This is a genomic window from Salinivibrio sp. SS2 (genome assembly GCF_001722075.1).
Classification (GTDB): domain Bacteria; phylum Pseudomonadota; class Gammaproteobacteria; order Enterobacterales; family Vibrionaceae; genus Salinivibrio; species Salinivibrio proteolyticus.
Window position 1 is genome coordinate 37,559 of the sequence record NZ_MEBP01000064.1, and the last position, 26,295, is coordinate 63,853.

24 protein-coding genes and 1 riboswitch are annotated in these 26,295 nt (G+C 49.7%); of the genes, 6 read left to right on the plus strand and 18 right to left on the minus strand.

Annotated elements, in window-relative coordinates:
- Positions 1–10: 10 nt before the first annotated feature.
- Positions 11–1,216: a purine nucleoside transporter PunC gene (gene punC / locus BGK46_RS05540; protein ID WP_069587573.1), complete on the minus strand. Its 1,206-nt coding sequence runs from the start codon at positions 1,214–1,216 to the stop codon at positions 11–13.
- A gap of 105 nt (positions 1,217–1,321) precedes the next feature.
- On the opposite strand from punC, the gene punR reads away from it, so the two are divergent.
- A complete protein-coding gene (gene punR, locus BGK46_RS05545) occupies positions 1,322–2,221 on the plus strand; it encodes a DNA-binding transcriptional activator PunR (protein WP_069587574.1) in 900 nt (299 codons plus the stop codon).
- Between the two features lies 1 nt (position 2,222).
- Here punR and BGK46_RS05550 read toward each other — a convergent pair whose 3' ends face one another.
- From BGK46_RS05550 to BGK46_RS05595, 10 genes are all read right to left on the minus strand, one after another.
- A complete protein-coding gene (locus BGK46_RS05550) occupies positions 2,223–2,849 on the minus strand; it encodes a CDP-alcohol phosphatidyltransferase family protein (protein WP_069587575.1) in 627 nt (208 codons plus the stop codon).
- On the minus strand, positions 2,842–3,513 hold the full coding sequence (locus BGK46_RS05555) for an ATP-binding cassette domain-containing protein (RefSeq protein WP_069587576.1): 672 nt from the start codon (positions 3,511–3,513) through the stop codon (positions 2,842–2,844). Before BGK46_RS05555 ends, BGK46_RS05550 begins: the two co-directional genes overlap by 8 nt.
- Positions 3,473–5,182 carry an ABC transporter permease gene (locus BGK46_RS05560; RefSeq protein WP_069587577.1) on the minus strand — a complete coding sequence of 570 codons (1,710 nt, stop codon included), beginning with the start codon at positions 5,180–5,182 and terminating at the stop codon, positions 3,473–3,475. Before BGK46_RS05560 ends, BGK46_RS05555 begins: the two co-directional genes overlap by 41 nt.
- Before the next feature lie 13 nt (positions 5,183–5,195).
- The gene (locus BGK46_RS05565) at positions 5,196–6,350 is read right to left on the minus strand and encodes an ABC transporter substrate-binding protein (protein ID WP_069587578.1); all 1,155 of its coding nucleotides are present in this window, start codon (positions 6,348–6,350) and stop codon (positions 5,196–5,198) included.
- Between the two features lie 12 nt (positions 6,351–6,362).
- A complete protein-coding gene (gene lpdA / locus BGK46_RS05570) occupies positions 6,363–8,498 on the minus strand; it encodes a dihydrolipoyl dehydrogenase (RefSeq protein ID WP_069587579.1) in 2,136 nt (711 codons plus the stop codon).
- A gap of 284 nt (positions 8,499–8,782) precedes the next feature.
- Positions 8,783–9,376, minus strand: coding sequence for a TfoX/Sxy family DNA transformation protein (locus BGK46_RS05575; protein ID WP_069587580.1), 594 nt, complete (start codon positions 9,374–9,376; stop codon positions 8,783–8,785).
- Between the two features lie 115 nt (positions 9,377–9,491).
- A riboswitch (cyclic di-GMP riboswitch) is annotated at positions 9,492–9,591 on the minus strand.
- Positions 9,592–9,770: 179 nt separating this feature from the next.
- A complete protein-coding gene (purR, locus tag BGK46_RS05580) occupies positions 9,771–10,775 on the minus strand; it encodes an HTH-type transcriptional repressor PurR (RefSeq protein WP_069587581.1) in 1,005 nt (334 codons plus the stop codon).
- Positions 10,776–11,035: 260 nt separating this feature from the next.
- Positions 11,036–11,812: a heme ABC transporter ATP-binding protein gene (locus BGK46_RS05585; protein WP_069587582.1), complete on the minus strand. Its 777-nt coding sequence runs from the start codon at positions 11,810–11,812 to the stop codon at positions 11,036–11,038.
- Positions 11,809–12,846 carry a FecCD family ABC transporter permease gene (locus tag BGK46_RS05590; RefSeq protein ID WP_069587583.1) on the minus strand — a complete coding sequence of 346 codons (1,038 nt, stop codon included), beginning with the start codon at positions 12,844–12,846 and terminating at the stop codon, positions 11,809–11,811. The genes BGK46_RS05585 and BGK46_RS05590 overlap by 4 nt, the downstream gene beginning before the upstream one ends.
- Positions 12,846–13,688, minus strand: a complete 843-nt coding sequence (locus BGK46_RS05595; protein WP_069587584.1) for a heme/hemin ABC transporter substrate-binding protein — start codon at positions 13,686–13,688, stop codon at positions 12,846–12,848. The genes BGK46_RS05590 and BGK46_RS05595 overlap by 1 nt, the downstream gene beginning before the upstream one ends.
- A 204-nt stretch (positions 13,689–13,892) precedes the next feature.
- On the opposite strand from BGK46_RS05595, the gene BGK46_RS05600 reads away from it, so the two are divergent.
- The 5 genes from BGK46_RS05600 to BGK46_RS05620 all read left to right on the plus strand — a co-directional run bounded on the left by BGK46_RS05600 (position 13,893) and on the right by BGK46_RS05620 (position 18,238).
- Entirely contained in the window at positions 13,893–15,947 is a 2,055-nt protein-coding gene (locus BGK46_RS05600; protein ID WP_084781294.1) for a TonB-dependent hemoglobin/transferrin/lactoferrin family receptor, read from the plus strand.
- 70 nt (positions 15,948–16,017) lie between these two features.
- Positions 16,018–16,551 carry a heme utilization cystosolic carrier protein HutX gene (gene hutX / locus BGK46_RS05605; protein WP_069587585.1) on the plus strand — a complete coding sequence of 178 codons (534 nt, stop codon included), beginning with the start codon at positions 16,018–16,020 and terminating at the stop codon, positions 16,549–16,551.
- Positions 16,552–16,553: 2 nt separating this feature from the next.
- Positions 16,554–17,123, plus strand: a complete 570-nt coding sequence (hutZ, locus tag BGK46_RS05610; RefSeq protein ID WP_069587586.1) for a heme utilization protein HutZ — start codon at positions 16,554–16,556, stop codon at positions 17,121–17,123.
- Between the two features lie 135 nt (positions 17,124–17,258).
- Complete coding sequence (locus BGK46_RS05615; RefSeq protein ID WP_069587587.1) at positions 17,259–17,732, plus strand: DUF2947 domain-containing protein; 474 nt, start codon at positions 17,259–17,261, stop codon at positions 17,730–17,732.
- A gap of 62 nt (positions 17,733–17,794) precedes the next feature.
- Positions 17,795–18,238 carry a hypothetical protein gene (locus tag BGK46_RS05620; protein ID WP_084781296.1) on the plus strand — a complete coding sequence of 148 codons (444 nt, stop codon included), beginning with the start codon at positions 17,795–17,797 and terminating at the stop codon, positions 18,236–18,238.
- A gap of 54 nt (positions 18,239–18,292) precedes the next feature.
- On the opposite strand, the gene panP is transcribed toward BGK46_RS05620, so the two are convergent.
- The 7 genes from panP to ugpB all read right to left on the minus strand — a co-directional run bounded on the left by panP (position 18,293) and on the right by ugpB (position 26,045).
- Positions 18,293–19,942, minus strand: a complete 1,650-nt coding sequence (panP, locus tag BGK46_RS05625; protein WP_069587588.1) for a pyridoxal-dependent aspartate 1-decarboxylase PanP — start codon at positions 19,940–19,942, stop codon at positions 18,293–18,295.
- Between the two features lie 284 nt (positions 19,943–20,226).
- Positions 20,227–20,748 (minus strand): hypothetical protein, encoded by a 522-nt coding sequence (locus BGK46_RS05630; RefSeq protein WP_069587589.1) that lies wholly within the window; start codon positions 20,746–20,748, stop codon positions 20,227–20,229.
- 288 nt (positions 20,749–21,036) lie between these two features.
- On the minus strand, positions 21,037–21,834 hold the full coding sequence (locus tag BGK46_RS05635) for an HAD family hydrolase (RefSeq protein WP_069587590.1): 798 nt from the start codon (positions 21,832–21,834) through the stop codon (positions 21,037–21,039).
- Positions 21,835–21,849: 15 nt separating this feature from the next.
- A complete protein-coding gene (gene ugpC, locus BGK46_RS05640; RefSeq protein ID WP_069587591.1) occupies positions 21,850–22,953 on the minus strand; it encodes a sn-glycerol-3-phosphate ABC transporter ATP-binding protein UgpC in 1,104 nt (367 codons plus the stop codon).
- Positions 22,954–23,802, minus strand: a complete 849-nt coding sequence (gene ugpE, locus BGK46_RS05645; protein WP_069587592.1) for a sn-glycerol-3-phosphate ABC transporter permease UgpE — start codon at positions 23,800–23,802, stop codon at positions 22,954–22,956.
- Entirely contained in the window at positions 23,802–24,683 is an 882-nt protein-coding gene (gene ugpA, locus BGK46_RS05650; RefSeq protein ID WP_069587593.1) for a sn-glycerol-3-phosphate ABC transporter permease UgpA, read from the minus strand. The genes ugpE and ugpA overlap by 1 nt, the downstream gene beginning before the upstream one ends.
- Before the next feature lie 57 nt (positions 24,684–24,740).
- Positions 24,741–26,045: a sn-glycerol-3-phosphate ABC transporter substrate-binding protein UgpB gene (gene ugpB, locus BGK46_RS05655; protein WP_069587594.1), complete on the minus strand. Its 1,305-nt coding sequence runs from the start codon at positions 26,043–26,045 to the stop codon at positions 24,741–24,743.
- Between the last annotated feature and the right edge of the window lie 250 nt (positions 26,046–26,295).

Here is a 26,295-nt window from a genome sequence, read left to right on the forward strand (position 1 = left end):
CTCAGTGGTATTACGCGGCTGCTAGCGTTTGAGCTTGACGGTTTGCATGCCAGACTAAGCCAAAGCCAATAATGACCACCACGCAGGTTGACAGCATGACGGTGGTGACGGCGATCAAGCCGGCGGCTGCAAACGCAGACACCACAGCGCTCGCTACGAAGCAGACCATCATTTGCAAGAAGTTCAATAGCCCCGCAGCGGTCGCACTACAGGATTTGAAATTTTCCAAGGCGCGATTGACGACCAGTGGATAGATGGCACCGTTCGCTGCCGCGAGGAAACAGAACGGACCTAAAATTACCCAGATGTTGGTGACATCGGTACGCCAGCTGATCAAAAAGATAACCACGACACTGATAACAAACAGCTTAAGTAGCCAAGGCAAGATACTGTGATCTTTAAGCTTGTTGAGGGCATGACGACAGGCGTAGCCACCGACGACAAAAGCAATGGTTTGTGGAATATAGCTCAGACCAATATCCGCTTCGGTATAACCCATGGCTGACATCACGAACGGTGATCCTGTCAGATAAGCAAAAAATGCCGCGGAACAACCTGCGAAAATAAGCATGTTACCGATGAATTTTTTTGATTTAAAAACTTGCTGATAGTCAATTACAAGTTTATCAATAATTTTAGTATCTTGTGTGGGTTTGGAAAGGCTTTCCTTTTCTCGTAAGGTAAACGCAACAAAACCAACCCCTAACGCGAATAAAACCACAAAAATACTGCGCCAATCATATAGGGTGAGCAGGTGTGAGCCGACAAGTGGCGCCAATGCTGGCGATAATGCGACGAGCGGCATGATGGTTGCGAACACTTTCTGTCCCAGTTTTCCATCATAGCGGTCAATGACCACGGCTTGCCAAATTACCGCAGCGCTACATGCTCCTAAGGCTTGAACTAGACGTGCGCCAAGTAATAAATAAATGTTATTAGCAAAAATACACACTACAGTCGCGACTAAATAAAGGCTCAGGCCAATCAGCAGCGCGGGCTTGCGACCGATGCGATCAGACAGCGGACCATAAACCAGCTGTCCACAGGCCATCCCTAGCAAAAAGATACTTAAGGTGAGGCCGATATTGGCGGGAGAGGTCGCCAAATCGAGTCGCATCGCCTCAAAGGCAGGTAAATACATATCAGTGGCTAAAAAGCCCAGCATACTGAGCCCTGCTAGCCACAGTAGCGTCATAAACGGCACTTGCTTGTTCATTTTTTGTCTCTTGATAGAAAACTCGACATAGAGATAGTTTATGGCTGACAAAGCTGGCTGTGAAACGCTATGATTTGAACATTGCTTTCAAAAAATTTGATTTGAATGTTCTCTTACCAAGATTTTCATGTGATCGATGTGGTTGCACGGCGAGGAAGTTTCTCTGCGGCGGCCGATGAACTACACAAGGTGCCGAGTGCGGTCAGCTACACGGTACGACAGATTGAAGACAAACTGGCCGTTACTCTGTTTGAGCGACTTCACCGCCAAGTGCGGTTGACGTCGGCAGGAGAATACTTTGTGGCGCAAGCACGGGATATGCTGAAAACCATGGAAGATATTCGTCTACAAACGCAGCGAGTGGCTAATGGTTGGACACAAAGTGTCTCGTTAGCACTGGATAACGTCGTGCGCGAAGATAGCGTCAATACGTTGGTGCGGGATTTTTACGATGCGTTTCCTGATGTCGAGTTGTTGCTAACCATGGAAGTGTTTAACGGCGTATGGGATGCGTTGGCTGATGATCGAGCCGATATTGCGATTGGTGCTACGGCTGCTGTCCCAGTGAGCGGCGCGTTTCGCTATCGGGAAATGGGCACTCTGCGCTGGCGATTTGTGGTGAGCCCGTCGCATCCACTCGTCCAGTGTGTTCAGCCACTGGCTAATGATCAGCTTGCGCCGTATCCGGCTATCTGTTTGGAAGACACTTCGCGCCGCTTGCCGCGCCGTACGACATGGCTACTGGATAATCAGCGCCGCCTTACCGTCCCTAATTGGCACAGTGCCATGCAATGTTTTAAGGCCGGGCTGGGCATTGGTGTGATGCCGTCACACATGGCAGAAGACGCGATTGCGCGAGGAGAGTTGGTGGAGCTTGCCCTTGAAGAGCCGTTATTAAGCAGTCCGTGTTGTATTGCATGGCGCTCGGACAAAGAATCACCACCGGTGCGCTGGCTGCTCGATTACTTAGGCGATAAAGAGCAGCTGCAACACCAGTGGTTATAGACTAGGAGGACGGCGTATCGAGTGTACGCAAGGTATGATAGCCCGCCCAAACTCGTGAGGCGGCGGTGATTAAACAGGCTGCGCCAAAAACGCCGGCAATCCACGCCATGTATGTTGGGAAAAGGCACATCAACACAAAACTGGCGATGGTCTCCGTCCCTTCGGTGATCCCGCCGATATAATACATCGACTTGTTGGCGTAAACCGGGTTATCAATATGGTGTTTGCTGGCCATGATCGCAAACGCTAAAAAGCTTGCGCCTGTCCCCATAAAGCAAAACAGCAAAAAACTGGCGGCAATGGCGTTATTGGTTGGATCGGCCAGGGCAAAACCAAAAGGGATGGCAGCGTAGAAGATAAAATCGAGGGTAATATCTAAAAAGCCTCCCGCGTCCGTGAGCCCTTGCTCGCGGGCGAGCGCACCATCGAGGCCATCGAAAAGTCGATTAATGATAATAAACACAAGTGCTAGCCAGTACATTTGTAGCGCGAGAGCGGGCACCGCTAGCAAGCCAATCAAAAAGCCTGAGAGCGTGACGGTATCGGGTTTTACCCCCCACTTTGTGAGCTGCACCGCTGCCCGCTTCAATGGCCAACGGATCACCGCGATGGCGTAACGATCAAGCATTCTGCATCTCCTCTTGTAGTGCTGAGTCAGCTGAGCGTTTAGGCCAATTTAAACAGCGGCTCTGGTCCGCAATATCCTCGGCATCATGCGTCACAATCAACGCAGGGATGTTTCGCTGCGCAATTTGCTCAAAAACAAAGGTCCGAAAATCCCGCCGCAGCGGCTTATCCAGCTTACTAAAGGGCTCATCAAGCAAGATAGCATCGGGGGCGGCGAGTAATGCACGCAACACACTGATCCGCGCGCGCTGGCCACCCGAAAGCTGGCTGGGGGCATAATCGGCAAACTCTGCTAATTTGACATCGCCTAATGTTGCGATGGCCTGATCGCGTTTTTGCGCTTTGCGCATCGAGGATGGCAAGGCAAACGCCAAGTTTTGCCAAACATTTAAATGCGGGAAGAGTAAATCATCTTGAAACAAAATCCCGATACGGCGCTGCTCAGGCGGTAAGTGATCAAAAGGCTCACCATTTAACGTCAGTTGACCGCTGTAATGCATGGGTGGTTGGATATGCCCCGCCAATACGCTCAGCAGGCTCGATTTTCCGCAGCCACTGGGTCCCATCACAGTAAGTATTTCTCCCGGAGCGACCGAGAATGATAAATCACGCACCAAGCATTGATCAGGCGCGTTTATGGTGAGTTGGTTGACACACAGTGTCATGGTGTTGAGCTCCTGAGAAAGTTGGTGTTGATGTCGGTAAAAGACGGCGTTCAGCCACGCGGCTCAGCACAGTGGCCAAGGCGAAAACAACAAGGGGAAGCATCGCTTGCATCAGTCCATACAGGCCACTGATACGACGATCGAGACCGCTTGATAAGCTGACTGCCTCGGTAGTGAGAGTATTAATGCGTCCCGCGCCCAGCAATTGTGTGGGCAGATATTGCGCCAAACTGACACTCGCGCCAACCGCCCATGCCAAGATAATGGCGGGCAAAAGGAGCGGCAGTTTAACCCGCCACCATGCAAGGGTGGCACTCACACCGAGGCTTCTGGCGGTCTGCATAAGCCGCATATCAAACTGCTGCCACGGCCCATCGAGTGCGAGATACACATAAGGAAACGCGAAAAAAATGTGAGCCCAAAGGGTTGCCGGCACGTGCCATTGGCCGGGGAGGCTATACACCGCCACCTGAATGCCAAACAAGATAGAGAGTTGAGGAACCAATAACGGAATGGCGATGACGGCCCTTGGCACCGAGCGTCGCTGATTGACCGAACGCTCCAGACACCCGATGGCAAACAGCAAGGCGACACTGGCGCTGATCACCGCTAGAACGATGCTGTTCCCCACCAATGACCACACATAGCTAAGCTCTTGCTCCCAGAACCGTAAGCTATATCGACTCGGGAGCCAATCGGGAAATGACCAGCGCAGCGCGAATGACCACATCAGCAACACAGGCATAATCGCAAGGGGAGTGATAAACACCGGCCACCAGAGTGATTTGCCGGGTAACCATGCGTGGCGGCGCCCCGTGTATTGCCAGCGATTGAGACATTGGCAACCAAGCCACGCCAAAAAGCGAAATAGCAATAAGGCCAAGCCACACAGAGCAAATAGCAGCAAAGCGCCGGCTGAAGCTCTAGGTAATAGCGCTAAATCCGGGTCATTAAACCACTGCCATACCAATACCGCATAGGTGGGTGGCGTATTCGGCCCGAGGATCATCGCCACATCAACCACTGACAGGCTGTAGGCGATGACGGCAAAAACCGGGAAACGCATTTTGGCCAGCCAAAGCGGGAGAATGACTTTTAGCCAAGTTGCGGTGCGGTTATACCCGAGGCTGGTTGATACCATCGTCAGCCGAGAGACATCAATTTGACGCAGCACCGACAGACTCATCAACAATAAAAAGGGGGTTTCTTTTAGCGTCAGCGCCAAGGTGAGCCCAATAACATAAGGGTCTTGTACCAGCGCCCAAGTCACGGGGTTATCACCGAGAAGAGGACTTAGCAGGCGAAACAGCCAACCCGAGGGGGAAAGCAGTAAAACCAGGCCAATGGCAAAGGCGACGTGTGGTAACGCAAGTAGCGCAGGTAAGCGCGCACTGATCTTCTGCCAAATGGGCGTTTGCCAAGTGGCTTGTAAAATCATAAAGCTAAGCGCCACCGCGAGCAGGCTACTGCCTAATCCCGAGATGAGCGTTAGCTGAATAGATTGTGATAGCCCCGGCCATGCCATGACAGCTTGCCAGCCGCTAATATTAGCCTCCATAAGCCCTAGTGTGGGCACGAACGCAAAGGCACTCGCGAGTATGCCGCCAACCCCTGGCAACAAGGGTAGGCAGCACACCGTTAGGGTGATGGCAAACAGCAAACGTGCCATATCAGCCTCTTTACTATTGGCCGTAGCGTTTCAGCCACGCACTCTCAAGCGCGGTTTGCCAGCTTGGATGTGGCTCGGGCTGGGTATTAAAGCGACTGACCTCGGCGGTGTCGGATAACTTAACCACGGGTGGATCGCCCCATACTTGGGTGTCGGCTTTACGCAGTTGTGCCTTTTCACTCATCAAGAAATTGATAGCGACCATAGCGCCGGCTTTAGCGTTGGCGTTGTATGGAATCGCCATAAAGTGAATGTTAGATAGCGCGCCTTGGTCAAAGGCAAACGCACGCGCTGACGGGGCGAGTTTTCCAGAGGCCACCGCTGCTTTTGCCGCATTGGGGTTAAACGCGATCGCTACGAGAAGCTCACCATCGTCCAACAGTTGGATAGTTTCGGCACTGCCTGACGGGAACTGAGCGCCTTCGCGCCATGCTACTTGATGTAGTTGGTCTAGATAGCGCCATAGTGGGGCGGTCACGGCGTCAAAGTCTACCTCATCAACCGGCAGGTAAAGTGCCTCGCGCACATCGGTAAGTTCCAGCAGGGCGGCTTTCAAAAAACTGGTGCCATGAAACTCGGGTGGTTTGGGGTAACTGATACGCCCAGGGAATGCTTTAGCCAAACTTAACAGTTCGGCGAAAGAGCGAGGTGGGTTGGCCAAGGTTTTCTGATCATGGATAAACACCAGCTGTCCCACCCCCCAAGGTGCTTCGAGGCCGTCTGTTGGCTCAGTGAAGTCTTCTTCAACCGGTAAACTTTTATCGACAATTTGCCAATTGGGGAGCGTGCTGACAAAAGGGCCGTACAGCAAATCATTTTCCTTCATTGATTTGAAGTTTTCGCCGTTAATCCAAACCATATCGACACTGCCGCCGCTATCCTTACCCGCTGTCTTTTCGGCAAGTAGGCGATTGACGGTTTCAGCGATATCCGTCACTTTGACATGTTTCAGTGTGACACCATAATCGCGTTGTAACTCGCGACTCGCCCAGCGCAGGTAAGCATTGATCTCTTGATTACCGCCCCATGCGTTAAAGTAAACAGTCTGGCCTTTGGCTTGTTGTTCAATACTTTCCCAACGGTCGTTTTCCGTGCTCGCAGAGGCAGTAAAACTGGCGGTACTTACAATTGCCAATGTTAACGCCGCTATCCAGTGTTTCATTGTCATCTTCCTTTTCAATTAGTGACGCATCCAACGATGATATTTTTCGACCCAGTTAAGCAGCTTCTCGGGCGCATGGGCTTGTTTCCACATCCCAGCGGTATACTTCACCGCTTCACTCATAGTGGGATACGGATGGACGGTGCCCAAAATTTTATTTAGTCCTAACCCGTGCCGCATGGCGAGAGTAAACTCTGCGAGCAAGTCGCCCGCATGCTCGCCAACAATAGTCACCCCCAGAATGGTATCTTTTCCTATTGGTGTCAGCACCTTAATAAAACCGTGGTCATTGCCGTCAGCAATCGCGCGATCCAAATCATCAATGCCGTAGTAGGTTACTTCCACCTCTTGCTGATTGGCTTTGGCTTCTTTTTCATTGATGCCCACGCGCGCGACTTCTGGCGATGTATAGGTCGCGGCAGGCATTACTGAATAATCAGCACGAAAGCGTTTAAATTGCCCGAATAGTGCATTCACCGCGGCATACCATGCTTGATGAGCACTGGCGTGGGTGAGCTGAAACGGACCCGCTACATCACCTACCGCATAGATATTTGGATAGGCGGTTTGCAGGTACTCGTTGACTTGAATCGTGCCACGCTCGGTCACTGGAATATCGAGCTTTTCGAGACCAAAGCCTTTGGTGTTGGCACTGCGCCCTAACGCGACCAGCACCGCATCAAATGAGACAGACGTCTCACCGTCAGGGCCATCGAGCAAGGCGATTTGCTCATTATCACTGTGCTCAAATGCTTTGACTTTGTGCTGTGTTAAAACCGTGACGCCGTCACGCTCTAACGCCTGTTCAACCAGCTGAGCGGCATCTTTATCTTCGCGGCCGAGAAGTTGGTCGGCCATTTCTGCGAGAGTGACTTGGCTGCCTAAACACGCAAAACTTTGTGCCAATTCTGCGCCAATGGGACCTCCGCCCAAAACCAACAACCGCGGCGGTAGGTCATTCAGAGACCAAATTGTATCTGAGGTGTAATGCGTGACCTCAGCCAAACCGGGAATCGGGGGCAACATAGGGCGTGCGCCGGTCGCAATCACGATGTTGCGGGTTGTGAGGCGTTCGCCATTCACCTCGACTTCCCATGGCGAAACGATGTGTGCTTCGCCTTGCACACACTCCACGCCGAGCTTGGTGTAACGCTCGACCGAATCGTGGGGCTCAATTTGGGTAATCACTTGTTTAACCCGCGCCATGACCGCCGGAAAATCAACCGCTGGCGCTTGGGTATGAATGCCAAATGTCTTAGCCTTGCCAATTTCTCGCATGGTTTTCGCCGCACGGATCAGCGCTTTTGAGGGAACACACCCTGTGTTTAGGCAGTCTCCTCCCATCGAACCTTTTTCGACCAGCGTAACCTTCGCTTTCACTACCGCCGCGATATAACTTGATACCAAGCCGCCTGCACCGGCACCAATCACTACCATATTGCGGTCAAACTGATGGGGCTTGTTCCAACCTTGATAGCGTTTACGACGTGTGATCCAAGCCATGACCCACTTTGCCAGCAGTGGGAAGATACCCAGTAAGGCGAGTGAGCCAAGCACCGAGGGTGACACCACGTCGCCGAGTGCGTCGATTTGGGCCAGTTGGGTCCCTGCATTCACGTAGACTGCGGTACCCGGCAACATACCGAGCTGACTGACCCAATAGAAGGTGCGGGTTTTGAACGGGGTTAGCCCCATCACGAGGTTAATCAGAAAAAACGGGAAAATCGGGATCAGGCGGAGGGTCAACAGATACAAGCTACCGTCTTTCTCTATGCCGCGATTAATGGTATCGAGCTTATTGCCAAATTTGGCTTGGACCCAGTCGCGCAACATAAAGCGACTCACCAAGAAGGCGAGGGTGGCGCCAATCGAGCTAGCAAAGGAGACCAACACCAATGCCCACCAAAAGCCAAAGAGTGCCGCGCCCAATAAACTCGCCACTGCCGCACCCGGTAAGGACAGGGCGGTCATCACTACATAGCCGACAAAAAACACCAGGCTTGCGGTGGTCGCGTTTTCGATAATGTAATCATTCAATGCCACTTGTTGTGCTTTGGCGTTTTCAAGCGTGAGCCACTGGCTGAGATCTAAACTGAACCAAAGTGTTACAAGCGCCACCACCACTAAACCAAGCAATATCTTTTTTACTGGCATACTGTGTCTCGTCCGATAGTAAATGGGTCCCAGTTATTACTTTAGGTACTGTAGCTGAATTAACTGGCTGATTTGTCGGTTACATTGAGGAACTGTGTCCTTAATCGTACCTTTAACCAGACCCGACCGATCGCAAGAAACTTTCGTTTTATGTCTGAAATTAGTTTGAATGATGATTTATTGAGCATTTAGCGCGTTCAGAAAAAGCGACACCGCCTTAAAGGCGGTGTTGGACGCGAACATTGCTCACAAAAAAGGTAGAGAGGTATGGGGGGTGTGAGGAATTAATTTTCTAAATGTTGTAATAATTCTTGGCGACGTTGGGGTGGAACCACAGACCAATGCTTGCCAGTAATCGCACCTTCTAGTGACCACAGTAATTCCAAGCTTAGCTCTTTTTCATGCGCCGAGAGAAGAGCTTTATAGGCATTAACGGCACCTTGTTGCTGCAAATCTGCTGGAGATGTAATACCTGCTTTTTTCAGCATACGTTCGGTTGCCAGCCGTAAATTAGGTAGATCTTTTAATCTTGTTGGCGAAGTCCTGTTTTTCTCAGCTCGATCTCGCTTCGCTACTTCTAGGGCGTATTTTGCTTCTGACAATAACTTTTCTTCATCGTCCCACCATTCTTCTGGTATTGCAAAATACTTAGTTACAACTGGAAATCCTCTTTTCTTATACACGTAGGGCTCGAGGCCTTGTTGTTTTAATAGTGTTTCATTTTCTTTTCCGGCTCGTAAGTGGAGCTGGTTTTCTACGACTAAAACGAACATGGTATCGTCACAGAAAATACCGAATCCGCCAAACATTGAACGGGACTTAATGCTGCCAAATTTGGCAAATAACTTCATTGCATTCTTTAAAGCTGGTTTATCCATTTGATTAATATCTCGATGAATTACTAATGCCCAAAAAAGACGTCAAAATGTAACAAGGCAAAACCACAGAGTTGTCAACGATCTATCAAATAGTTGTCAGCTTCGATCATTAATTGTTGGCAACCCCGCTGCCATCAACTCCCAAACACTAGTGGAAGTTATTAGGCCGGTGGCTTTGCGTCCCATGCTTTCGCCATGGTTTGCCTTGTTCAAACGCTATTAAGCATATAATAATTAGACAGTGATGTCGTCCCAAGCAGCATTTAAAAATGTGATCTTAGTTCAAGAGGGCTGTAAATGATTAATGGCTAAGTGAAGGGTTCATCGAGTTGTCTCTCATTAGACACACCGTCTCACAAAGGAGACGGTGTGTCATAAAAGTGTAATAAAAACACTAATCTATGGTTTTAACTGATTGTCGACTCACTAGTGCAGGTTGCATTTCGAACACTTGCTGCTGAGTCTCGTTGTTGGCAATTCGCGCGAGCAAGAGCTTGACGGCCGTTTTGCCTAGACGGCGTTTGGGCTGGTGAATAGTTGTCAATGGTGGCGAGAAATACTCGGTGAGATCAATATTATCGTAACCAATCACCGATATATCATCTGGCACTTTCAAGCCGTGCTCGTTAAACGTACTAATCGCCGCTAATGCCATAATGTCATTAAAACAAAAGACAGCGGTCGGGCGGTCTGACATTGTCGCTAATTGCTTCGCGGCAATTTGCGCTTGATCGGCTTCGAAATCCGCCTCAATCAGCCAGTTTTCATTCACTGTAATGTTGGCTTCTTTTAACGCACGGAAATAACCGTTTAAGCGATGCTTACAGGTATTTTTATCCATTTGGCCGGAAATACAGCCAATTTTAGTATGTCCATTATCAATAAAGTGTTTGGTGGCAAGGTAACCGCCTAATTCAGCGTTATCTTCTATGCGGTCTGTATCGATATGGTGACTGCCCCAATCCATCACGACCATAGGCAGATCGCGTTTTTTTTCTAATAACAGCATCAAATCTTCGTTGAGATCAGAGCACACCACAATGAGTCCGTCGACGCGCTTTTCTGACAACATACGCAGGTAGTCGCGTTGCTTTTCAAGGTTTCCCTCGGTATTGCAGAGAATCAGTGTGTAGCCTTGCTTGTAGCAATAGTCTTCCACACCGTGAACAAGCTCGGCGAAAAAGGGGTTGGTGGATTTGGTCACCAGCATACCCAGTGTACGTGTTGTGTTGCATTTCAAGCTTCGCGCCACAGCACTTGGGGCGTAGTTTAACTCTTCAACCGCTTGCCATACTTTCTCAGTCGTCTTCTCTGCGACAAAGCGGGTTTTGTTTATCACGTGTGACACCGTCGTGGTCGATACACCGGCGAGACGCGCGACATCTTTAATCGTTGCCATCTTGATTCTTCTTTGTAGTAATGCGTAGGGATCGTTACTCGCGACCTTACAGAAAAACGCCGCTGTTCGTCAGCGGCGATGTCTTTCACAATCCCGGCACATCAGACGGTTGCGAAGGTAACGAATCCGATTTCATCCATTCTCATAGCTAATCGGTTGCGCTCTCAGTTTACTTAGGTTGGCGCACACTCGCAATTGGTCTGATCAGCGAAAATGGACCAACAGACGGTTTTGTGAGCCAGCTATGATGTATTTATCAATTAAGACACGATCAGTGGGCAGTCATGCTCCGGATGAGTCAGAACGGTCAGCGGGTATTGGTAGATGTCTGCCACTCTATCACTACTAAAACACTGCCACGGGTCGCCGGATAGGACGATTCGACCTGCTTTCAGAAAATGCAGTTGATCGGCGTATTGCGCCGCCAAATTCAGGTCGTGCAACACCAATAGCACTGTCATTCCTTGGTCAGCGAGTGCTCGACAGCGCTTTAGGGTGTAATGTTGATGGGTAATATCTAAGGCCGAAGTGGGTTCATCCAGCATCAGTATCGCTTGATCTGGTGCGGTTTGTGCTAGCTGTAATGACACGCGTGCCATGTGTACGCGTTGTTTTTCACCGCCAGATAAAATCGGATACGGTCGATGAGCAAGATGGCTAATATCCCATGCCGTTAGTTGCTCGTTAGCAAGGGCCGCGATCTGTTCTCGGTTTGCCTTTAGTGGTGTCGCCCCCATCTCGACTACTTCTTGCGCGGAGAATGCAAACGTGAGCCCGCTATGTTGGGGAAGGAAGGCAACTCGTCGGGCAAATTCTTCGCCTTGCCACTGGCTTTTTGGCTGTTGCCAAAACTGCACACTGCCATGCTGATGTTTGTCGCTAATCAATTGCTTTAACAGTGTACTTTTCCCCGCACCATTCGGCCCGAGTAAAACGTGTAACTGGCCGGCAGTAAAGGCGAGATCAATCTCGCTTAGCAGTTGACGGCCGTTAAGCGCATAGCTGAGCTTGGAGATTTGAAGGGCAGAATCTGTCATTCGTGAACCACTGCTTTTCGTTGTTGAATAAGAAGCCATAAAAAGAAAGGAGCACCCATTAAGGCGGTAATAATGCCAACAGGCAATTCGGCGGGGGCGACAATGACACGGGCAACAATATCGGCCAAGGTCAGTAACAGGGCACCAAGAATGGCTGATAAGGGCACCAGTGTGCGATGATCCGGACCGGCAATTAAACGTCCAATGTGTGGGATCACTAGACCCACAAAGCCGATAAGACCGGCAGCACTTACCGCAATGCCCATTCCCGCCGCGGTCACAACAATGAGTAGGCGTTTTAAATGGTGTACATCAATGCCCAAATACGCCGCTTCGTTTTCACCGAGCAAAAGGGCATTTAAGTGGCGTGCGCGCTGGTAGGCAAACACCGTGAGTAAGCATGCAGCGATGCCAGTGAGAACAATTTGTCCCCAAGTCGCACCGGTCAGTGACCCCATCGACCAAAGGGCGATGTCTCGTAACGTTTGGTTATCCGCCACATAGTTAATCAAACCTAATGCAGCGCCGGACAATGCACTGATCGCAATGCCCGCTAGCAACATGATGGTCACCGAACTGCCCATGGCCGTTGTGCCAATTCTGTATACAAATAGGGTTGCCAGTAGTGCACCGATAAACGCAAAGGCAGGCACCGAAAACACAAAGCTGGCCTCGATACTGCCCCAAGAGAGCAATAGCAAGCCCAGTGCGCCTCCTAATGATGCGCCGCCAGAGACACCGATAATACCCGGGTCAGCGAGAGGGTTGCGGAAAAGCCCCTGCATCAAAGTGCCGCAAACGGCGAGCAATGCACCGATAAAAATACACAGCAAGGTTCGAGGTAATCGAACTTGTTGAACGATGGCGAGTACATGCGGCTCAACATTGTCATGCCAAGGGGTTAAGCTCTGTAAACTGGTCAGCCAGCCAAGTTGCCATTGTCCCACCGCGATAGACGTTATCCCTACGACGACAAGTGCAACGATGAGCGCTGGAAAAACATGCGACTGTGAGGATCGAAAAGACGCTTGCATTAGTCGTTCTCTCCAACGACGGTGCGCTGAATACGAATGGCTTCATCCAGTGATTTCAGGCTAAGACCTCCCACTAACACACTGCCGTCAATTGGAATAATACGCTGCTGTTGGAATGCGCGCGTGGCATTGAGTAAAGGCACGGCATCAGCGAGTCCTTCAATACCACCTAGCTGGTCGAGAGAACGTTGCATGACCAAGATAAAGTCCGGATCAAAGCCCAGTAACGCTTCTGGCGACAGTGGTTTATAGCTACTGAGCGCCGTGGCGGCAGGGTTAGTCGCACCCATCAGCGACAACAAGGTATCCGGTGAGGTATTGGCACCCGCGACACTGGCAGGACGTCCTTGGTGAACCAGAAGAAACACGCCTTTGAGCGCGGTTTTGGGGGCATGCGCTTTTAATGTCGCAATCTTGGTGTCTATGTCGGTCAGTAACTCTGCGGCTTTGGACTCTGTGTGGGTGAGACTCGCGACTTTTTCAATCCGTGTTTTGAGTGTCTCGACGCTGGGTTCACTAGACAGTCGAGCCACGGTTACCCCTGACGCTTCGATTTTCTCCAAAACCGGGGTAGGGCCCATTTCATCTGAGCCTACGACTAGAGTCGGTGATAAAGACAGCACACCTTCGACGGCGAGCTGGCGATGATAGCCGACATTCGGCACGTCTTTATTCGGTAGATGGCTGGTGACATCAATGCCAACTATCTGTTCTGTTGCACCTAATTCAACCAGTAAGTCTGTTACACCGGCCCCCGCGCTGACAATGCGTGGTGATGCTGTGACAGAGAGTGAGAGTAGTGCTGAGGCGAGGGCAAGCAGTCTAACCGCGGCAGTTGCCATGATGAATTCCTTTATTTATTAAACCAGTCAATGTGAGTGCAATGCTCGACGTCAGTCCATTACACACTGTTAGTGAACGTAAATGTAATTATGAGTTACAAACCTAATTACGAGCAATTATCGTTTACATTGCCGTTAATGATCAATACAATCCTGCCAAATTGTTCATGATTCTCATTTTTGATTGGCTCAATAGGAAGACCCATGCTGTTAAAAACGGACGTCTCGGAAGTATTGACTCCTTCTACGATCAAGCTTGCTATCGGTGCTGCCCTTGGCACATTGGCATTTATTCCTTCAGCGTTGGCGGAGACGCAAAACACGGCGGATTCGTCATCAGACGTTATCGCGGTGTATGCAAGCCGCATTGACGCACAAAAAGCGAACGGTGCCGCTGCGGTCAGCACGGTATCACTCGAAGAAATTGAAAAACGGCAGGGAAGTAACGTCACTGATTTAATTCGTCACTTACCTAACGTATCCGTAATTGGCGGAGGTCGCGATACCGCTCAATCTGTCGTTATTCGTGGATTAAGCAGCGAAAATGGCCGCGTGGTACAACTTGTCGATGGCACGCGTCAGAACTTCTCTGTTGGTCACCGCTCGAGTCTGTTTATCGACCCTGAGTTACTTAGTTCGGTAGAGGTGGTCCGTGGCCCATCTAGTACCTTATGGGGATCCGGTGCGATGGGAGGCGTGTTTGCGCAAAACACGAAATCAGCCAGTGACTTTCTCTCCGGTACAAAGGCCTTGGGTGGCTATGTCAAACAAGGCTTACATAGTAACGATAACGCCTCACGCACGAGCGGTGCGATATTTGGTCGTACAGAGACAGTTGATTGGCTAGTACAAAGTTACTATCACGATAGTGATGATAACCAACTAGGCAACGGAAAAACCTTGTCTTATTCCGCCGATAGAGAAAAGGGTGGGTTTGCGAAAGTGACATTGACGCCGTCTTTAGACCATCAATGGACTTTGACTGCCCGTCAAGGCAAACGTGACAGCATGGTACCCACTAACCCGACGGTCGAAAAGCCATCAACTTCGTCGCCTCTCGTCTACCGTCAAGTCGATGATCAAAGTCTGTCGCTAAATTATAACTACAATCCTAGCCAGTCGTGGGTGGACTTAGATGCACGCCTTTATTGGAACGACACCGAAGTCAATGAGCATCGCGTTGATAAAGGTGAGCGTGATAATAATCAGATGCAAACCCTTGGTTTGTCTTTATCGAACCGTTCCAACCTTAAAAAGCTGGCATTAATCACAGGGATTGACGCGTATCAAGATCGATTTAAAACCGTGCGCGATAAAAGCAATACCTCTCGCCCAGATAATCAAGATGCCGAAGCGCAAAGTGTCGGCGCATTTGCCCAAGTTGATGTGCCACTGGGACACGCATGGCAATGGCAAGCGGGTATCCGTTTTGATGCCTATGAGGCGAAAGATAAGCGACCCGAATCGACCATTGGTAACCATGATAATACGGCTTGGTCACCTTCAACGGCATTAACTTGGCAGGCAACCGAGCAGCTGGCATTCACAGCCAGTTATCGTGAGGCATTTCGTGCTCCGAATTTAGAAGAAATGTATGCCAGTGGAACACATTTTGCGATGAATCAGTTTGTGCCTAATCCCGCTCTGAAACCGGAAGAAAGTGCCAATAAAGAACTGAGTGTTACTTATACGTTTTCGCCTAGTCAGTATGTCGACAAAGGCTATGTTGACGCGCGTGTTTTTAGAAATGATGTCGATAACTTTATCGAACAGTCAATTAAATACGGTCCCTCAGGCCCGAAAGGACAAGGGTTCGATGGGACGACTGTTAAGACAAATTTGCCTGAAGCTAAACTCGAAGGCATCGAGGTTAGCTTGCATCACCAACTTGGTGGTTTTACCAACAACGTGAGCTATAGCCAAACCGAAGGCAAGAATAAGCATGATGGCAGCTATCTAGATAATATTCCCGCTCATAAATGGGTTGCGGAAACCGACTACGCGCTGACGACGTTACCGGTGAGTGTTGGTGGTCGTATATCTCACTATGCTGATCAAAACAACACGAACAGTGTTAAGACCTATGACGGTTATACATTGTGGGACCTGTATGCAAGCTATAGCCCTAAAGGTGCTTGGGATGGTGTGAAGTTTGATCTCGCGATCGAAAACCTCACCGATGAGTATTACACCACGGCGTGGTCTCAAGTCGCCTCACCGGGTCGTGATATTAAACTCAACGTTCGCTATCAATTTTAATCAATCACTAAACATGGGCAGGGTTGTCCCTGCCCAACAGAAAACGATAACAATAGGCTGGGAGTAAACCATGACAACTACATTGACCGAGCAAGTCAATGCCTTTCTCACCGAGAACGCCTCCATGCTGCCCGCCGATATGGCGAATACGCTGGGTGTCAGTGAAGGTGAGGTGGTACGCGCGATGCCATCCGAATATCAAACTTGGGTGGATGGGCAACACGCCGAAACGGTGTTAAGTCAGGTAGCCGAGTGGGACGGTCCGGTGACCGCGATCGTGCATTCTGGCGGCTCGATATTTGAAGTGAAGGCCCCTTTTCCTAAAGGTAAGATCGCTTATGGCTACTACAACTTGATGGGAAAGCCGGGCGAAATGCATGGCCACCTAAAACTAGAGCGCATGGCGGGTATTGCATTTGTTAGTAAGCCTTTTCGCGGCAAAGTCACCCACTACATCGGCTTTTTCACCGAACAAGGTGACTCAATTTTTAAAATTTACTTGGGGCGTGACGAAAAGCGTCAGCTTCTTGAACATCAGATTGAAGCCTTCAATCAACTAAAAACGCAGTTGGCAACCTCTCAATTGACAGAATCGGAGCAATAATCATGGATCAAGCTACTAAACAAGAACGTCTACAAAATCGTCTTGGCCCTGAAATTAAAGAATTTCGTGCAAACTGCCGTACCCTGCAGCTTGCAACACTCGACGCGCAAGGCAAACCCAATGTCAGTTATGCCCCTTTTGCTCAGCGTGAAGATGGCTTTTATATCTTGATCAGTGAAATTGCTCGCCATGCACGTAACCTGCAAGAAAACCCCAACCTGTCTTTGATGATGATCGAAGATGAGGGCAGTGCGAAGCAGATTTTTGCCCGTCAACGACTCAGCTTTGACGCTCAAGCCGAGATGGTGGCCCGCAATACTGAGGCGTGGCATGCTGGTATTGAGGCATTGAAAGCACGCTTTGGTGACATTATTGGTAACTTAAGTGGGTTGGAAGACTTCCGTTTATTCCGCTTGGTGCCAGAAAATGGCTTGTACGTAAAAGGGTTTGGTCAAGCGTTCCAAGTAGGCAATGATGATTTGGTGGGAATGGTTCACCTTGATCAAGGCCACCGCAAAGTGGGTAGCGACGAAGACATTAAATCGACCGACGAGATTGCGGTAAACAGTTAATATTAACCACGGCCATTTAGTCACTCACGGCAATGCCTCACGCATTGCCGTTTTTGTATGCGTGCGCCTCAGTAACAACCGATCTGTGGATATGGTAAAGTGGCGTCTTACGCCAATGTGATAACGAACAACACCATGAACTATATCCCTTTATCCGACTATAAGCGCAAGTGGATCTTCACTCATCAATCATTACCGATTGCGGAGAGCGATCTCGCCGATATTAAACCCATGACGGAGGCCCGTGCTGGACAGCTATGGCAAGAGTTTGTCAGCAAAGACAGTCCTACGCCCGATCATTTTGGCAAACAGGATTGGCCAACTCACCAAAGCGTTTGGAAAAACCGCTTGGTATGGCAGAGCGCATGGGATAATGATGAGGATCTTCCTGATGAGTTCTTGGCGCATTTCCCCTGGGAGGACAACATTGTGATCTATTTTTGTTACGACAAACACAATGTCGTGGAGTCTCGCTGGGGAATCTTTAAAAAATATTGGAAGAACTTTCTATTCTATGATGATAAACCCATCTTGCTTGGCCGCCGCCGTAAAGAGGTGGCCATGTTTGAGCAATCGGGTGAGGTGGTTATCGGAACGCGCCAGTCTTAGTCGGCATTTAAATTGCATTGTTTTAGGTCATCAGTGAAGTCAGGGTCAATCAGGGACAGGTCATGATTAAAAAGGTGATTATTTTAAGTGTATCGCTGGCCGTAACCGGCTGCGCGGTACCACAGTTTTCTGACTTATGGCGTAATTACAGCACCATTGGCCTTAATGAAGAATTGCGTGGTGCGCAACAAGCGCTGGTCCATTGTCGATACGACAACACATTAGATATCGCGCAGCGGTATACTGTGGTCGGCACAGACAGAGAGAAAGCGCGTGCATTTGAGCTAATGGGGGTGACCTATGATGAACAGGAAAACACGCATGAGTTCAATCACACCCTGCAGCGCTTTTTGTTCTCTGAGCCCGGAAAGGCCATGAACGAATCGCAAGTGCTGATGCAATGGCGGCAAGCGAGACTGAAAATTGAACATGAGCGTGAGTTGGCCTTGGGCCAAACACACTGTTTACAATCGACCGATCCCCCGAAAACGGGACCGCTCAAATAACAAAAGGCAGTCGATGACTGCCTTTTGTCTCTTACCCTGCATCATAGCAATGGGTTAACACGCTTTGAGAATGCTTTCGGCCAGTGTCATCAGGCGCGGATAGGCAAATTCGCTCTGCTGTGCAATGCGGGCTTGCTCTTCTAACACCTCATGGAGAATGTCATGGGTCGTCAGTGGATTGGCCAATACCACGCGGAAAACCGTGGTGGTGCGACGTTGCCACTGCTCAGGGGTGAGACGCGTCCGTGACACAAAGGTGTTGCCGCATTCTCGCTGACGTTTTTGAATAAATTGGGTCAAATCGTTGAGCAGATCGTGCATCAAATCGACCTGTTCATCACTAGCAATCGCAAGCGCCGCTTGAACACGTTGAGGCACAAAGCGATAGGTGAGTAGGCATAACTCGGGCTCAGAAATCAGCTCATAGTCAGAGTGAGCGTCAATCATGCGTGCAAAATGAGAGGCTTTATCGATGCTCTGATCGATCAACAACTCATAACCGCGTCGCGAGATAATGTTCATACACGCGAACACTAGCATCGCCATTCCACTCCGTGAGCCCTCAAGCGTGTGGCTGCCCAAATCTTTTGAACCCTTACGCAAAATGTATTCAGCGTGATGCTCAATCGATGCGACGAGAGACGGGTCTTTAAACAGCACCATACCGGCACCCATAGGCGCATAGAGTTGCTTATGCGCATCAATGGTGACAGAGTCGGCCCGTTCAATGCCCTCCAGCTTATGTCGCTGATTATTCGACATCAAGGTCGCACCACCCCAAGCCGCATCGACGTGGAAGTGGATCCCTTCACGCTCGGCAATGTCTGCGAGAGCATTAAGCGGATCAATGTTGCCTGTTTCTGTGGTCCCTGCGACACCGACAATCGCAATTGGCTTGATATTGGCTTGGTTAAGCTCAACAATTTTCTCTTCCAGTGCATCAATGCAAATGCGGTTATTGTCATCAGCAGGAATAGAAATCAGCTGGTCTCGACCGATGCCTAATACATCGGCGGCTTTGCCGAGTGAATAATGACCGCGCTCAGACACCAATATGGCTAGATCTTGGTAGCCATAATGGCGCATGGCACTGAATAGTCCCGCTTTATGAATGCCGGGAAAATCACCGTCTGGTTTCAATACATTGTTACGAGCGACCCAAAGGGCGGTCATATTGGCAATGGTGCCTCCCGAACAAAACGCCCCTAAAGAGTGGTTAGCACTGTGCATCCAGCTTTGGTAGAAGGCATCGTCTTGGCCGTAAATCAAGTTATGTAACATGCCCAAGACTTGACGCTCCAATGGCGTGAAGGCCTTCGATGTCTCGATTTTCACCGTATTTTGATTTAGCCCGATCATAATTTTAGATAGCGGCATCAAAAAGTACGGCAGCGCCGATGTCATGTGACCGATAAATCGCGGCGAGGAAGTATGTACAGACTGAGCGACCAATTTATCGAGCAAAAACTGGGTATGGTCGGACACAAACGCAGGATCTTCAGGGATCGTCGGATCACTAAAGTCACTTTCAATATCTGCCAAAGAGCGATCGCTGGCGGCAATATGGTTTTGCAAAAATCGATTGAGGTTTTGCGAGATCTCTTGCTCGATTTTGCTCAGTGTTGAATCGGGCGCTTCTGGAACAGTAAAAATCCGGTGCAGCGTTTCCGGTGTGGCGTCCGCAGCTTTGTTTTGTGTTGCCATGGAATTCTTCTTTTGTATCTGCTTCGCAGTTCAAGATTGGCCATCATAAAGTGACAAGGTCATTGATGGTCACGAGAGCACTTGCTGAGAAATGGCCACAACATAGCAAAAAAACCGGCTAGCATCAGGCTTTTTTTATCAGTCAGCAAGGTGTTATCCCCAACGCGTAGGGGAGTGAAAGCGAAATGACGTCGTGCTTTGTTCACCGGTAGATGGACAAAGAGCCGGGGTGAACCGGCTCTACCTGCAACCATTCAAAACTAGGTGGCGTTTAAGCGTACAGCCTATTTACACTGGCGCTGATTAATCGCGGCCATTTGATTGTTGTACTGATTAAGCGCGGTATCAATTTCTTTGGGATGGCTGAGCAAGTCGGCGAGTGCACTGCGCAGCGCATAGTTCCCTTCCATGGCTTCGCCTTGGCGAAACTCAAAGACTTCTTTGGCGAGCTTAGCTGGTGGCAATGACGATTGTGAAAGGGCTTTGACGTCTTCTTGCGTGAGTTGTAGCCAAGATTCAACTGGGGCATCGAGGCTTAGCTTGGCGGTATCGTTGCTGAGATAATAGTCAAAGGCTTGTGCGTTGAGCTTAAAATGGTTTTCTCGGCCACGTAAGAACCAATCGGCAACGTCTTTTAACGACTCGTCTTTACTGACAGTCAAGGAGACTAAATCTTGGTACCAGTTGATCGAGGCGTCAACGTAATCGTGGTATTTGGCGGTATAGCAATCCGCATTCTCGACGGGAGCCGCCTGTGACATCGCTGGCATTACCGCTGCTAACAGCGCTAGGGCATAGCGTTTCATAACATTATCCTTATCGTTATTATCATCGCTCTATGCGTTTCACTGCCACAGTTGGTGGTGACAGGGCGACATAACCGCGAGCGATACGTGAGGTTTTGGGCGTTAGTTTAAACGTTAACGGGCGACATTGTAGAACGAGCCTTTGTTAAAGTTAAATAAAACATTGATATAAAAAGCCATCTGTCTAGCTAGGTATGAGGCAGGTCGCAGATTTGGTGGTGATTTTTCGTCCGAACGATATCAAATTGCGTCCTATTATCCCGACATAGCGCGCCTTCGGTTAGCCGGTTATTGACGCTTGAGAGTGAGAAGTTGGTGCGCAAATTCCGCGAAGCCAAAACCGCCCGGTTGGGTGGTGATCCACTGTGGGGGATGGGGCAGTGAGGGTAAATGGTGCGCGATATTCGCGACGCCTACGCTCAAGGGAAACGAAGCGAACATTTGGCTGTCATTTAGCGAGTCGCCAATAAACGCAACTTGTTCACTGTATTGTTTACCGGATAATCCTTGCTCGGCTAAATAGCGAAAACTCGATACCTTCTTACTGTGATCGCCTACCCAGGCATTGATATGAATGGAGCTTGCTGTCGCATTGGCACCATAGGCATGGAGCGCATCAAGAAGGGCTTGGATTTCATCCTTTGGCGCAGCCGGAGTGTGCTGACCGATATCAATCGCCACTTCTGCGACACGGTAGGCTTGATCGCTGGCAATGCGCCGTGCCGGATACTGAGATAAAAGCGTTTGTACGAAAGCGAGTAATGCCGCTTGTGCTTGCTGGGCAGTGTGATTGATGGTGGTGTTTAAGGTTCCGTTTTGACGCTGCATCACGAATGCACCATTTTCTCCAATCACGGCGTCAACGGGCCATGCATTTGCAATATGATCACACCAACCTGCACACGCCCCCGTTACCGGTACCACGCGGATTCCCGCATCGCGAAGTTGGCTAAGTGCCTGTAACGTTTGCCAAGGCAGCGCCCCCTGCCAAGTGAGCGTGTCATCCACGTCTGTTAGCAACCAACGCAGCTCACGCCAGTCTGCAGCAGACTGTGACAATTGAGCAATCGGCAAAGGGGCGGTCATAGGGATACTCCGATGTTAGGATACCGTCTCAATCTGGCGTTCTGGTTGTTGTAGCGTGACATCCAGTCGTTTGCCATGTTCACCGTCGAATACGTGCAGGTTATGAGCAGCTATCGTCAGCGGCAACTGATCGCCTTCTTTCACTTTGGTATGGCCTTCAAGGCGGAGCGTCAGCAAGCTATCGGTGTCACGTATGTGTCCATAAACCAGCAAATCTGCACCGAGTGACTCGGTGAGGGTTACCGTCATGGTGAACAACGCTTTACTCGTATCAACCACTTTCAAATGCTCTGGTCGTAACCCAACAGAGACGGATTGATGACCTACCACATCACAGGTTGCCAGTGTGTGTGCACCGATGTTGAGCTGACCGTGCTCGAGGCTTCCGGTAACAATGTTCATGGCGGGTGAGCCAATAAAGGTCGCGACAAACAAGCTTGCCGGTGCGTCATAAACCTCGAGTGGTGTGCCAATTTGCTCGACGTTGCCACCATTAAGAACCACCAAGCGGTCGGCTAACGTCATGGCTTCGACCTGATCGTGGGTGACATACACCGCCGTGGTATTCAGTTTGCGTTGTAGGCTTTTTATCTCGAGCCGCATTTGTACCCGCAGTTTTGCATCCAGGTTTGATAGCGGCTCATCGAACAAGAAGACTTTTGGTCGACGCACAATGGCGCGCCCCATGGCAACACGTTGGCGTTGTCCACCAGAGAGTTGATTTGGACGTCTGTCTAGTAAGTGGTCGAGTTCAAGCATGGTCGCGACTTCTTGGACCAATTGCTGGATTTTGTCCTTTGGTGTTCCGCGGTTACGCAAGCCATAGGCCATATTATTGAACACACTCATATGCGGGTAGAGCGCATAGTTTTGAAACACCATCGCGATATCACGTTCGCCGGGCTCCAAGTTGTTGACCTTTTTCTGGTCGATAATCAGATCGCCTTTAGAGATCCCTTCCAGACCGGCAATCATACGTAGCAAGGTCGATTTACCGCACCCACTGGGACCGACGAGTACGATCATTTCGCCATCGTCTATGGCTAAATCAATGCCATGAATTGCTTTAAACCCGTTTGGGTACGTTTTCTCAATATGATTAAGGGTTACCGTCGCCATTTACTTCTCCGTCTCCACCAAACCTTTTACAAACAACTTTTGCATCCCCAACACGACTAAAACCGGGGGAAGCATGGCCATCAATGTGGTCGCCATTACGCGGTTCCATTCCACTTCACCATCACCGACCGAGAGCATACGTTGAATACTCATCACAATGGTGTAGTACTGATCGTCGGTGGTGATCAAAATGGGCCAAAGGTATTGGTTCCATCCATAGATAAAGGTAATTACAAACAAAGCCGCGATATTTGTTCGAGAAAGCGGCAGTAAAATGTCTTTGAAAAACTTAAAGGGGCCTGCTCCATCAATGCGTGCCGCTTCTAGCATTTCTCCGGGGACCGTCATAAAAAACTGACGGAATAAGAAAGTGGCGGTGGCACTGGCAATTAACGGAATGGTTAATCCCGGCATTGAATTGAGCATATTGAGGTCAGCAATCACCTGAAACGTGGGCATAATGCGGACTTCAACAGGCAGCATCAGGGTCATAAAGATCACCCAAAAAGCCAGCATGCGACCGGGAAAACGGAAGTACACCACCGCATAGGCCGATAAAATAGAAATGACCAGCTTACCCAGTGAAATTCCCATTGCCATTAAAAAAGAATTCCACAACATGCCTGCGACCGAGATCTTGAGTTCGCGCGAGGTGCCTTCTGTGAGGACCTCTTGAAACACCGACAAACCTTTGTCCCCAAACCACAGCGGCGTCATGCCACTGACAAACGCACTGCTATCGTGTGTAGCGGCAGTAAGTGCAAGCCATACTGGCAAGGCCACTGACGCAACACCCAGCATCAATACCAAGTGCGAGAAAAAAGTTAACCAAGGGCGACGTTCAACCATCAGTAAGCCACCTTCTTTTCAACGTATTTAAATTGGATAACGGTCAGCGCACCGACCAATAGCATGAGCACCACAGATTGCGCCGCTGATGAGCCCAGATTTAGACCGACAAACCCATCGGCGTAGACTTTGTAAACCAAGGTGGTAGTGGACTGGCCCGGGCCACCTTGTGTCATGGCATGAATAACGCCAAAGGTTTCGAAAAAGGCATACACCAAGTTGACCACCAGTAAGAAGAAAGAGGTGGGCGAGAGCAGTGGGAAGATAATGGTAAAAAATCGCTTACCCGGGCCGGCGCCATCAATGGCAGCCGCTTCAATCAAGGAGCGAGGAATAGACTGCAACCCTGCGAGGAAAAACAGAAAGTTGTAGCTGATCTGCTTCCATGTTGCGGCAATGATCACCATGGTCATTGCGTCTCCCGAGTGGGTAAACGGGTTCCAGTCTAGCCCCAGCGCTTTCAGCGCATGTGCCAATACGCCGACGGTTGGGTTAAACATAAAGAGCCACAGCACCCCTGCGACAGCTGGTGCGACGGCATAGGGCCACACTAATAATGTTTTGTAGCCTGTGGCCCCTTTGATCACACGATCAGCCATGACTGCGAGGATAAGGGCAGAGATCAGCGCTATTCCCGCGACGGCAAAACTAAAAAACAGCGTGGTGAAAAAGGAGCCGTAGTAGCTTGAATCACCCAGCAGTTCGATAAAGTTTTCCGCCCCGACAAATTCTGTGCTCAGGCCGAATGGATCCTCTAATAAGGTTGATTGCCAAATGGCCTGTGCGGCGGGCCATAAAAAGAAGACAAACGTAATCAATAACTGAGGTGTGAGGAGCAGTATTGGAAACGCACAATGGTTAAATGTGGGTTTATTGGACATAGGCTTTCTCAATAACGGAGCGGGCCTAAGGCTCCGCTCCTTGATACAACAACTAACTTATTTGTTCGCTTTCGCAAATTTAGACAGCAGGCCATTGGCACGCTCAACGGCTTCATCGAGCGCTTCTTGTGCCGATTTGTCGCCAGACCAAACAGTTTCAAGCTCTTCGTTGATCACATCGCGGATCTGCACGAAGTTGCCCAAGCGAATCCCTTTTGATGCCGGTGTTGGCTCTACTTCTGTCATTTGCTTGATAGCAATGTCAGTCCCTGGGTTCTGCGCATAGAAGCTTTGTTTCTTGCTCAGCTCGTACGCTGCATGGGTGATGGGTAAGTAGCCAGTAAACTGGTGCCAATCAGCTTGGATGTCAGGTTTAGAGAGGAAAGAGAAGAACTGGGCGACGCCTTTGTATTCTTCAGACTCGTGGCCTTGCAGGACCCACAGGGTGGCGCCACCGATAATGGTATTGCGTGGCTGCTCGACCGCTTTGTTCCAGTAAGGCAGTTTTGCAACACCAAACTCGAAGTCTTTAACGCTTTCTTTCACACCGGCATAAGAGGCCGATGAGTTCATGTACATGGCACACTCACCGCTGTAAAACAGTGGAGCACTGTCAGAGCGACGACCACCGTATTCGAAAATGCCAGCTTGCTGCCAATCGGCCATCTTCTGAATGTGATCGACAAAAGGTGCTTTGTTGATCAACATTTTGTTGTCGATACCGGCAAAGCCATTGTCATTGGTCGCAATCGGTGCGTTGTGACGAGCGCCTAGGTTTTCGATTTGTACCCACGATTGCCAACCTGTGGTAAAGCCACATTTCGCGCCGTTCGCGAGGAGCTTTTTCGATGCGGTTTCAACTTCTTCCCAGGTTTTAGGAGGCTGAACACCGGCTTGTTTAAACAAGTCTTTGTTGTAATACAGGACGGGCGTTGAGCTATTGAAAGGCATTGACAGCATGTTGCCGTCTTCATCCGAATAATAGCCGGTGACAGACGAAAGATAATCAGATTGATCGAAGGGCTCGTTGGCATCTTTCATCAGCTTGTACACCGGATAGACGGCGCCTTTTGCTGACATCATGGTCGCGGTGCCAACTTCAAACACCTGCACGATATGAGGTTGTTTGTTGGCGCGGAACGCGGAGACGGCGCCGGTCATGGTTTCGGTATAGTTGCCTTTGTATACCGGTTTAACAACATAGTCATCCTGACTGGCATTGAACTTTTCAGCGATTTCATTCACTTTTTCGCCTAGGTTCCCGCCCATCGCGTGCCACCATTCAATTTCGGTTGCTGCGTTGGCAGAAAAAGAGGCCAACAGAAGGGCCGAAGAGATCGCGGTTAAGCGTTGGGTTTTCATGCATAACTCCTTTTGAGTGGGTGTGAACATGACGCAACTTAATGAACAAAAGTGAACATAATATGAACGGGTATGAAAAGGGAGATGACGATTTGATGACTTTTGACTGGGGTCGCACTTAAGGTTAAATCTCTGTTAACAGACGCAGACTTTGTGCATGAAAACACTGAAATATCTGACACCTGCAAGTAACAAAACTGTAAGCTAGTTCGGCGACAATGCGTCCACTGCGTGCCAAATTGGCGCTGCC

Bases quoted from the DNA above. Each gene is read 5' to 3' on its own strand.
- punC (WP_069587573.1), bottom strand. From the start codon at position 1,216: ATGAACAAGCAAGTGCCGTTTATGACGCTACTGTGGCTAGCAGGGCTC.
- punR (WP_069587574.1), top strand. From the start codon at position 1,322: ATGTTCTCTTACCAAGATTTTCATGTGATCGATGTGGTTGCACGGCGA.
- BGK46_RS05550 (WP_069587575.1), bottom strand. From the start codon at position 2,849: ATGCTTGATCGTTACGCCATCGCGGTGATCCGTTGGCCATTGAAGCGG.
- BGK46_RS05555 (WP_069587576.1), bottom strand. From the start codon at position 3,513: ATGACACTGTGTGTCAACCAACTCACCATAAACGCGCCTGATCAATGC.
- BGK46_RS05560 (WP_069587577.1), bottom strand. From the start codon at position 5,182: ATGGCACGTTTGCTGTTTGCCATCACCCTAACGGTGTGCTGCCTACCC.
- BGK46_RS05565 (WP_069587578.1), bottom strand. From the start codon at position 6,350: ATGACAATGAAACACTGGATAGCGGCGTTAACATTGGCAATTGTAAGT.
- lpdA (WP_069587579.1), bottom strand. From the start codon at position 8,498: ATGCCAGTAAAAAAGATATTGCTTGGTTTAGTGGTGGTGGCGCTTGTA.
- BGK46_RS05575 (WP_069587580.1), bottom strand. From the start codon at position 9,376: ATGGATAAACCAGCTTTAAAGAATGCAATGAAGTTATTTGCCAAATTT.
- purR (WP_069587581.1), bottom strand. From the start codon at position 10,775: ATGGCAACGATTAAAGATGTCGCGCGTCTCGCCGGTGTATCGACCACG.
- BGK46_RS05585 (WP_069587582.1), bottom strand. From the start codon at position 11,812: ATGACAGATTCTGCCCTTCAAATCTCCAAGCTCAGCTATGCGCTTAAC.
- BGK46_RS05590 (WP_069587583.1), bottom strand. From the start codon at position 12,846: ATGCAAGCGTCTTTTCGATCCTCACAGTCGCATGTTTTTCCAGCGCTC.
- BGK46_RS05595 (WP_069587584.1), bottom strand. From the start codon at position 13,688: ATGGCAACTGCCGCGGTTAGACTGCTTGCCCTCGCCTCAGCACTACTC.
- BGK46_RS05600 (WP_084781294.1), top strand. From the start codon at position 13,893: ATGCTGTTAAAAACGGACGTCTCGGAAGTATTGACTCCTTCTACGATC.
- hutX (WP_069587585.1), top strand. From the start codon at position 16,018: ATGACAACTACATTGACCGAGCAAGTCAATGCCTTTCTCACCGAGAAC.
- hutZ (WP_069587586.1), top strand. From the start codon at position 16,554: ATGGATCAAGCTACTAAACAAGAACGTCTACAAAATCGTCTTGGCCCT.
- BGK46_RS05615 (WP_069587587.1), top strand. From the start codon at position 17,259: ATGAACTATATCCCTTTATCCGACTATAAGCGCAAGTGGATCTTCACT.
- BGK46_RS05620 (WP_084781296.1), top strand. From the start codon at position 17,795: ATGATTAAAAAGGTGATTATTTTAAGTGTATCGCTGGCCGTAACCGGC.
- panP (WP_069587588.1), bottom strand. From the start codon at position 19,942: ATGGCAACACAAAACAAAGCTGCGGACGCCACACCGGAAACGCTGCAC.
- BGK46_RS05630 (WP_069587589.1), bottom strand. From the start codon at position 20,748: ATGAAACGCTATGCCCTAGCGCTGTTAGCAGCGGTAATGCCAGCGATG.
- BGK46_RS05635 (WP_069587590.1), bottom strand. From the start codon at position 21,834: ATGACCGCCCCTTTGCCGATTGCTCAATTGTCACAGTCTGCTGCAGAC.
- ugpC (WP_069587591.1), bottom strand. From the start codon at position 22,953: ATGGCGACGGTAACCCTTAATCATATTGAGAAAACGTACCCAAACGGG.
- ugpE (WP_069587592.1), bottom strand. From the start codon at position 23,802: ATGGTTGAACGTCGCCCTTGGTTAACTTTTTTCTCGCACTTGGTATTG.
- ugpA (WP_069587593.1), bottom strand. From the start codon at position 24,683: ATGTCCAATAAACCCACATTTAACCATTGTGCGTTTCCAATACTGCTC.
- ugpB (WP_069587594.1), bottom strand. From the start codon at position 26,045: ATGAAAACCCAACGCTTAACCGCGATCTCTTCGGCCCTTCTGTTGGCC.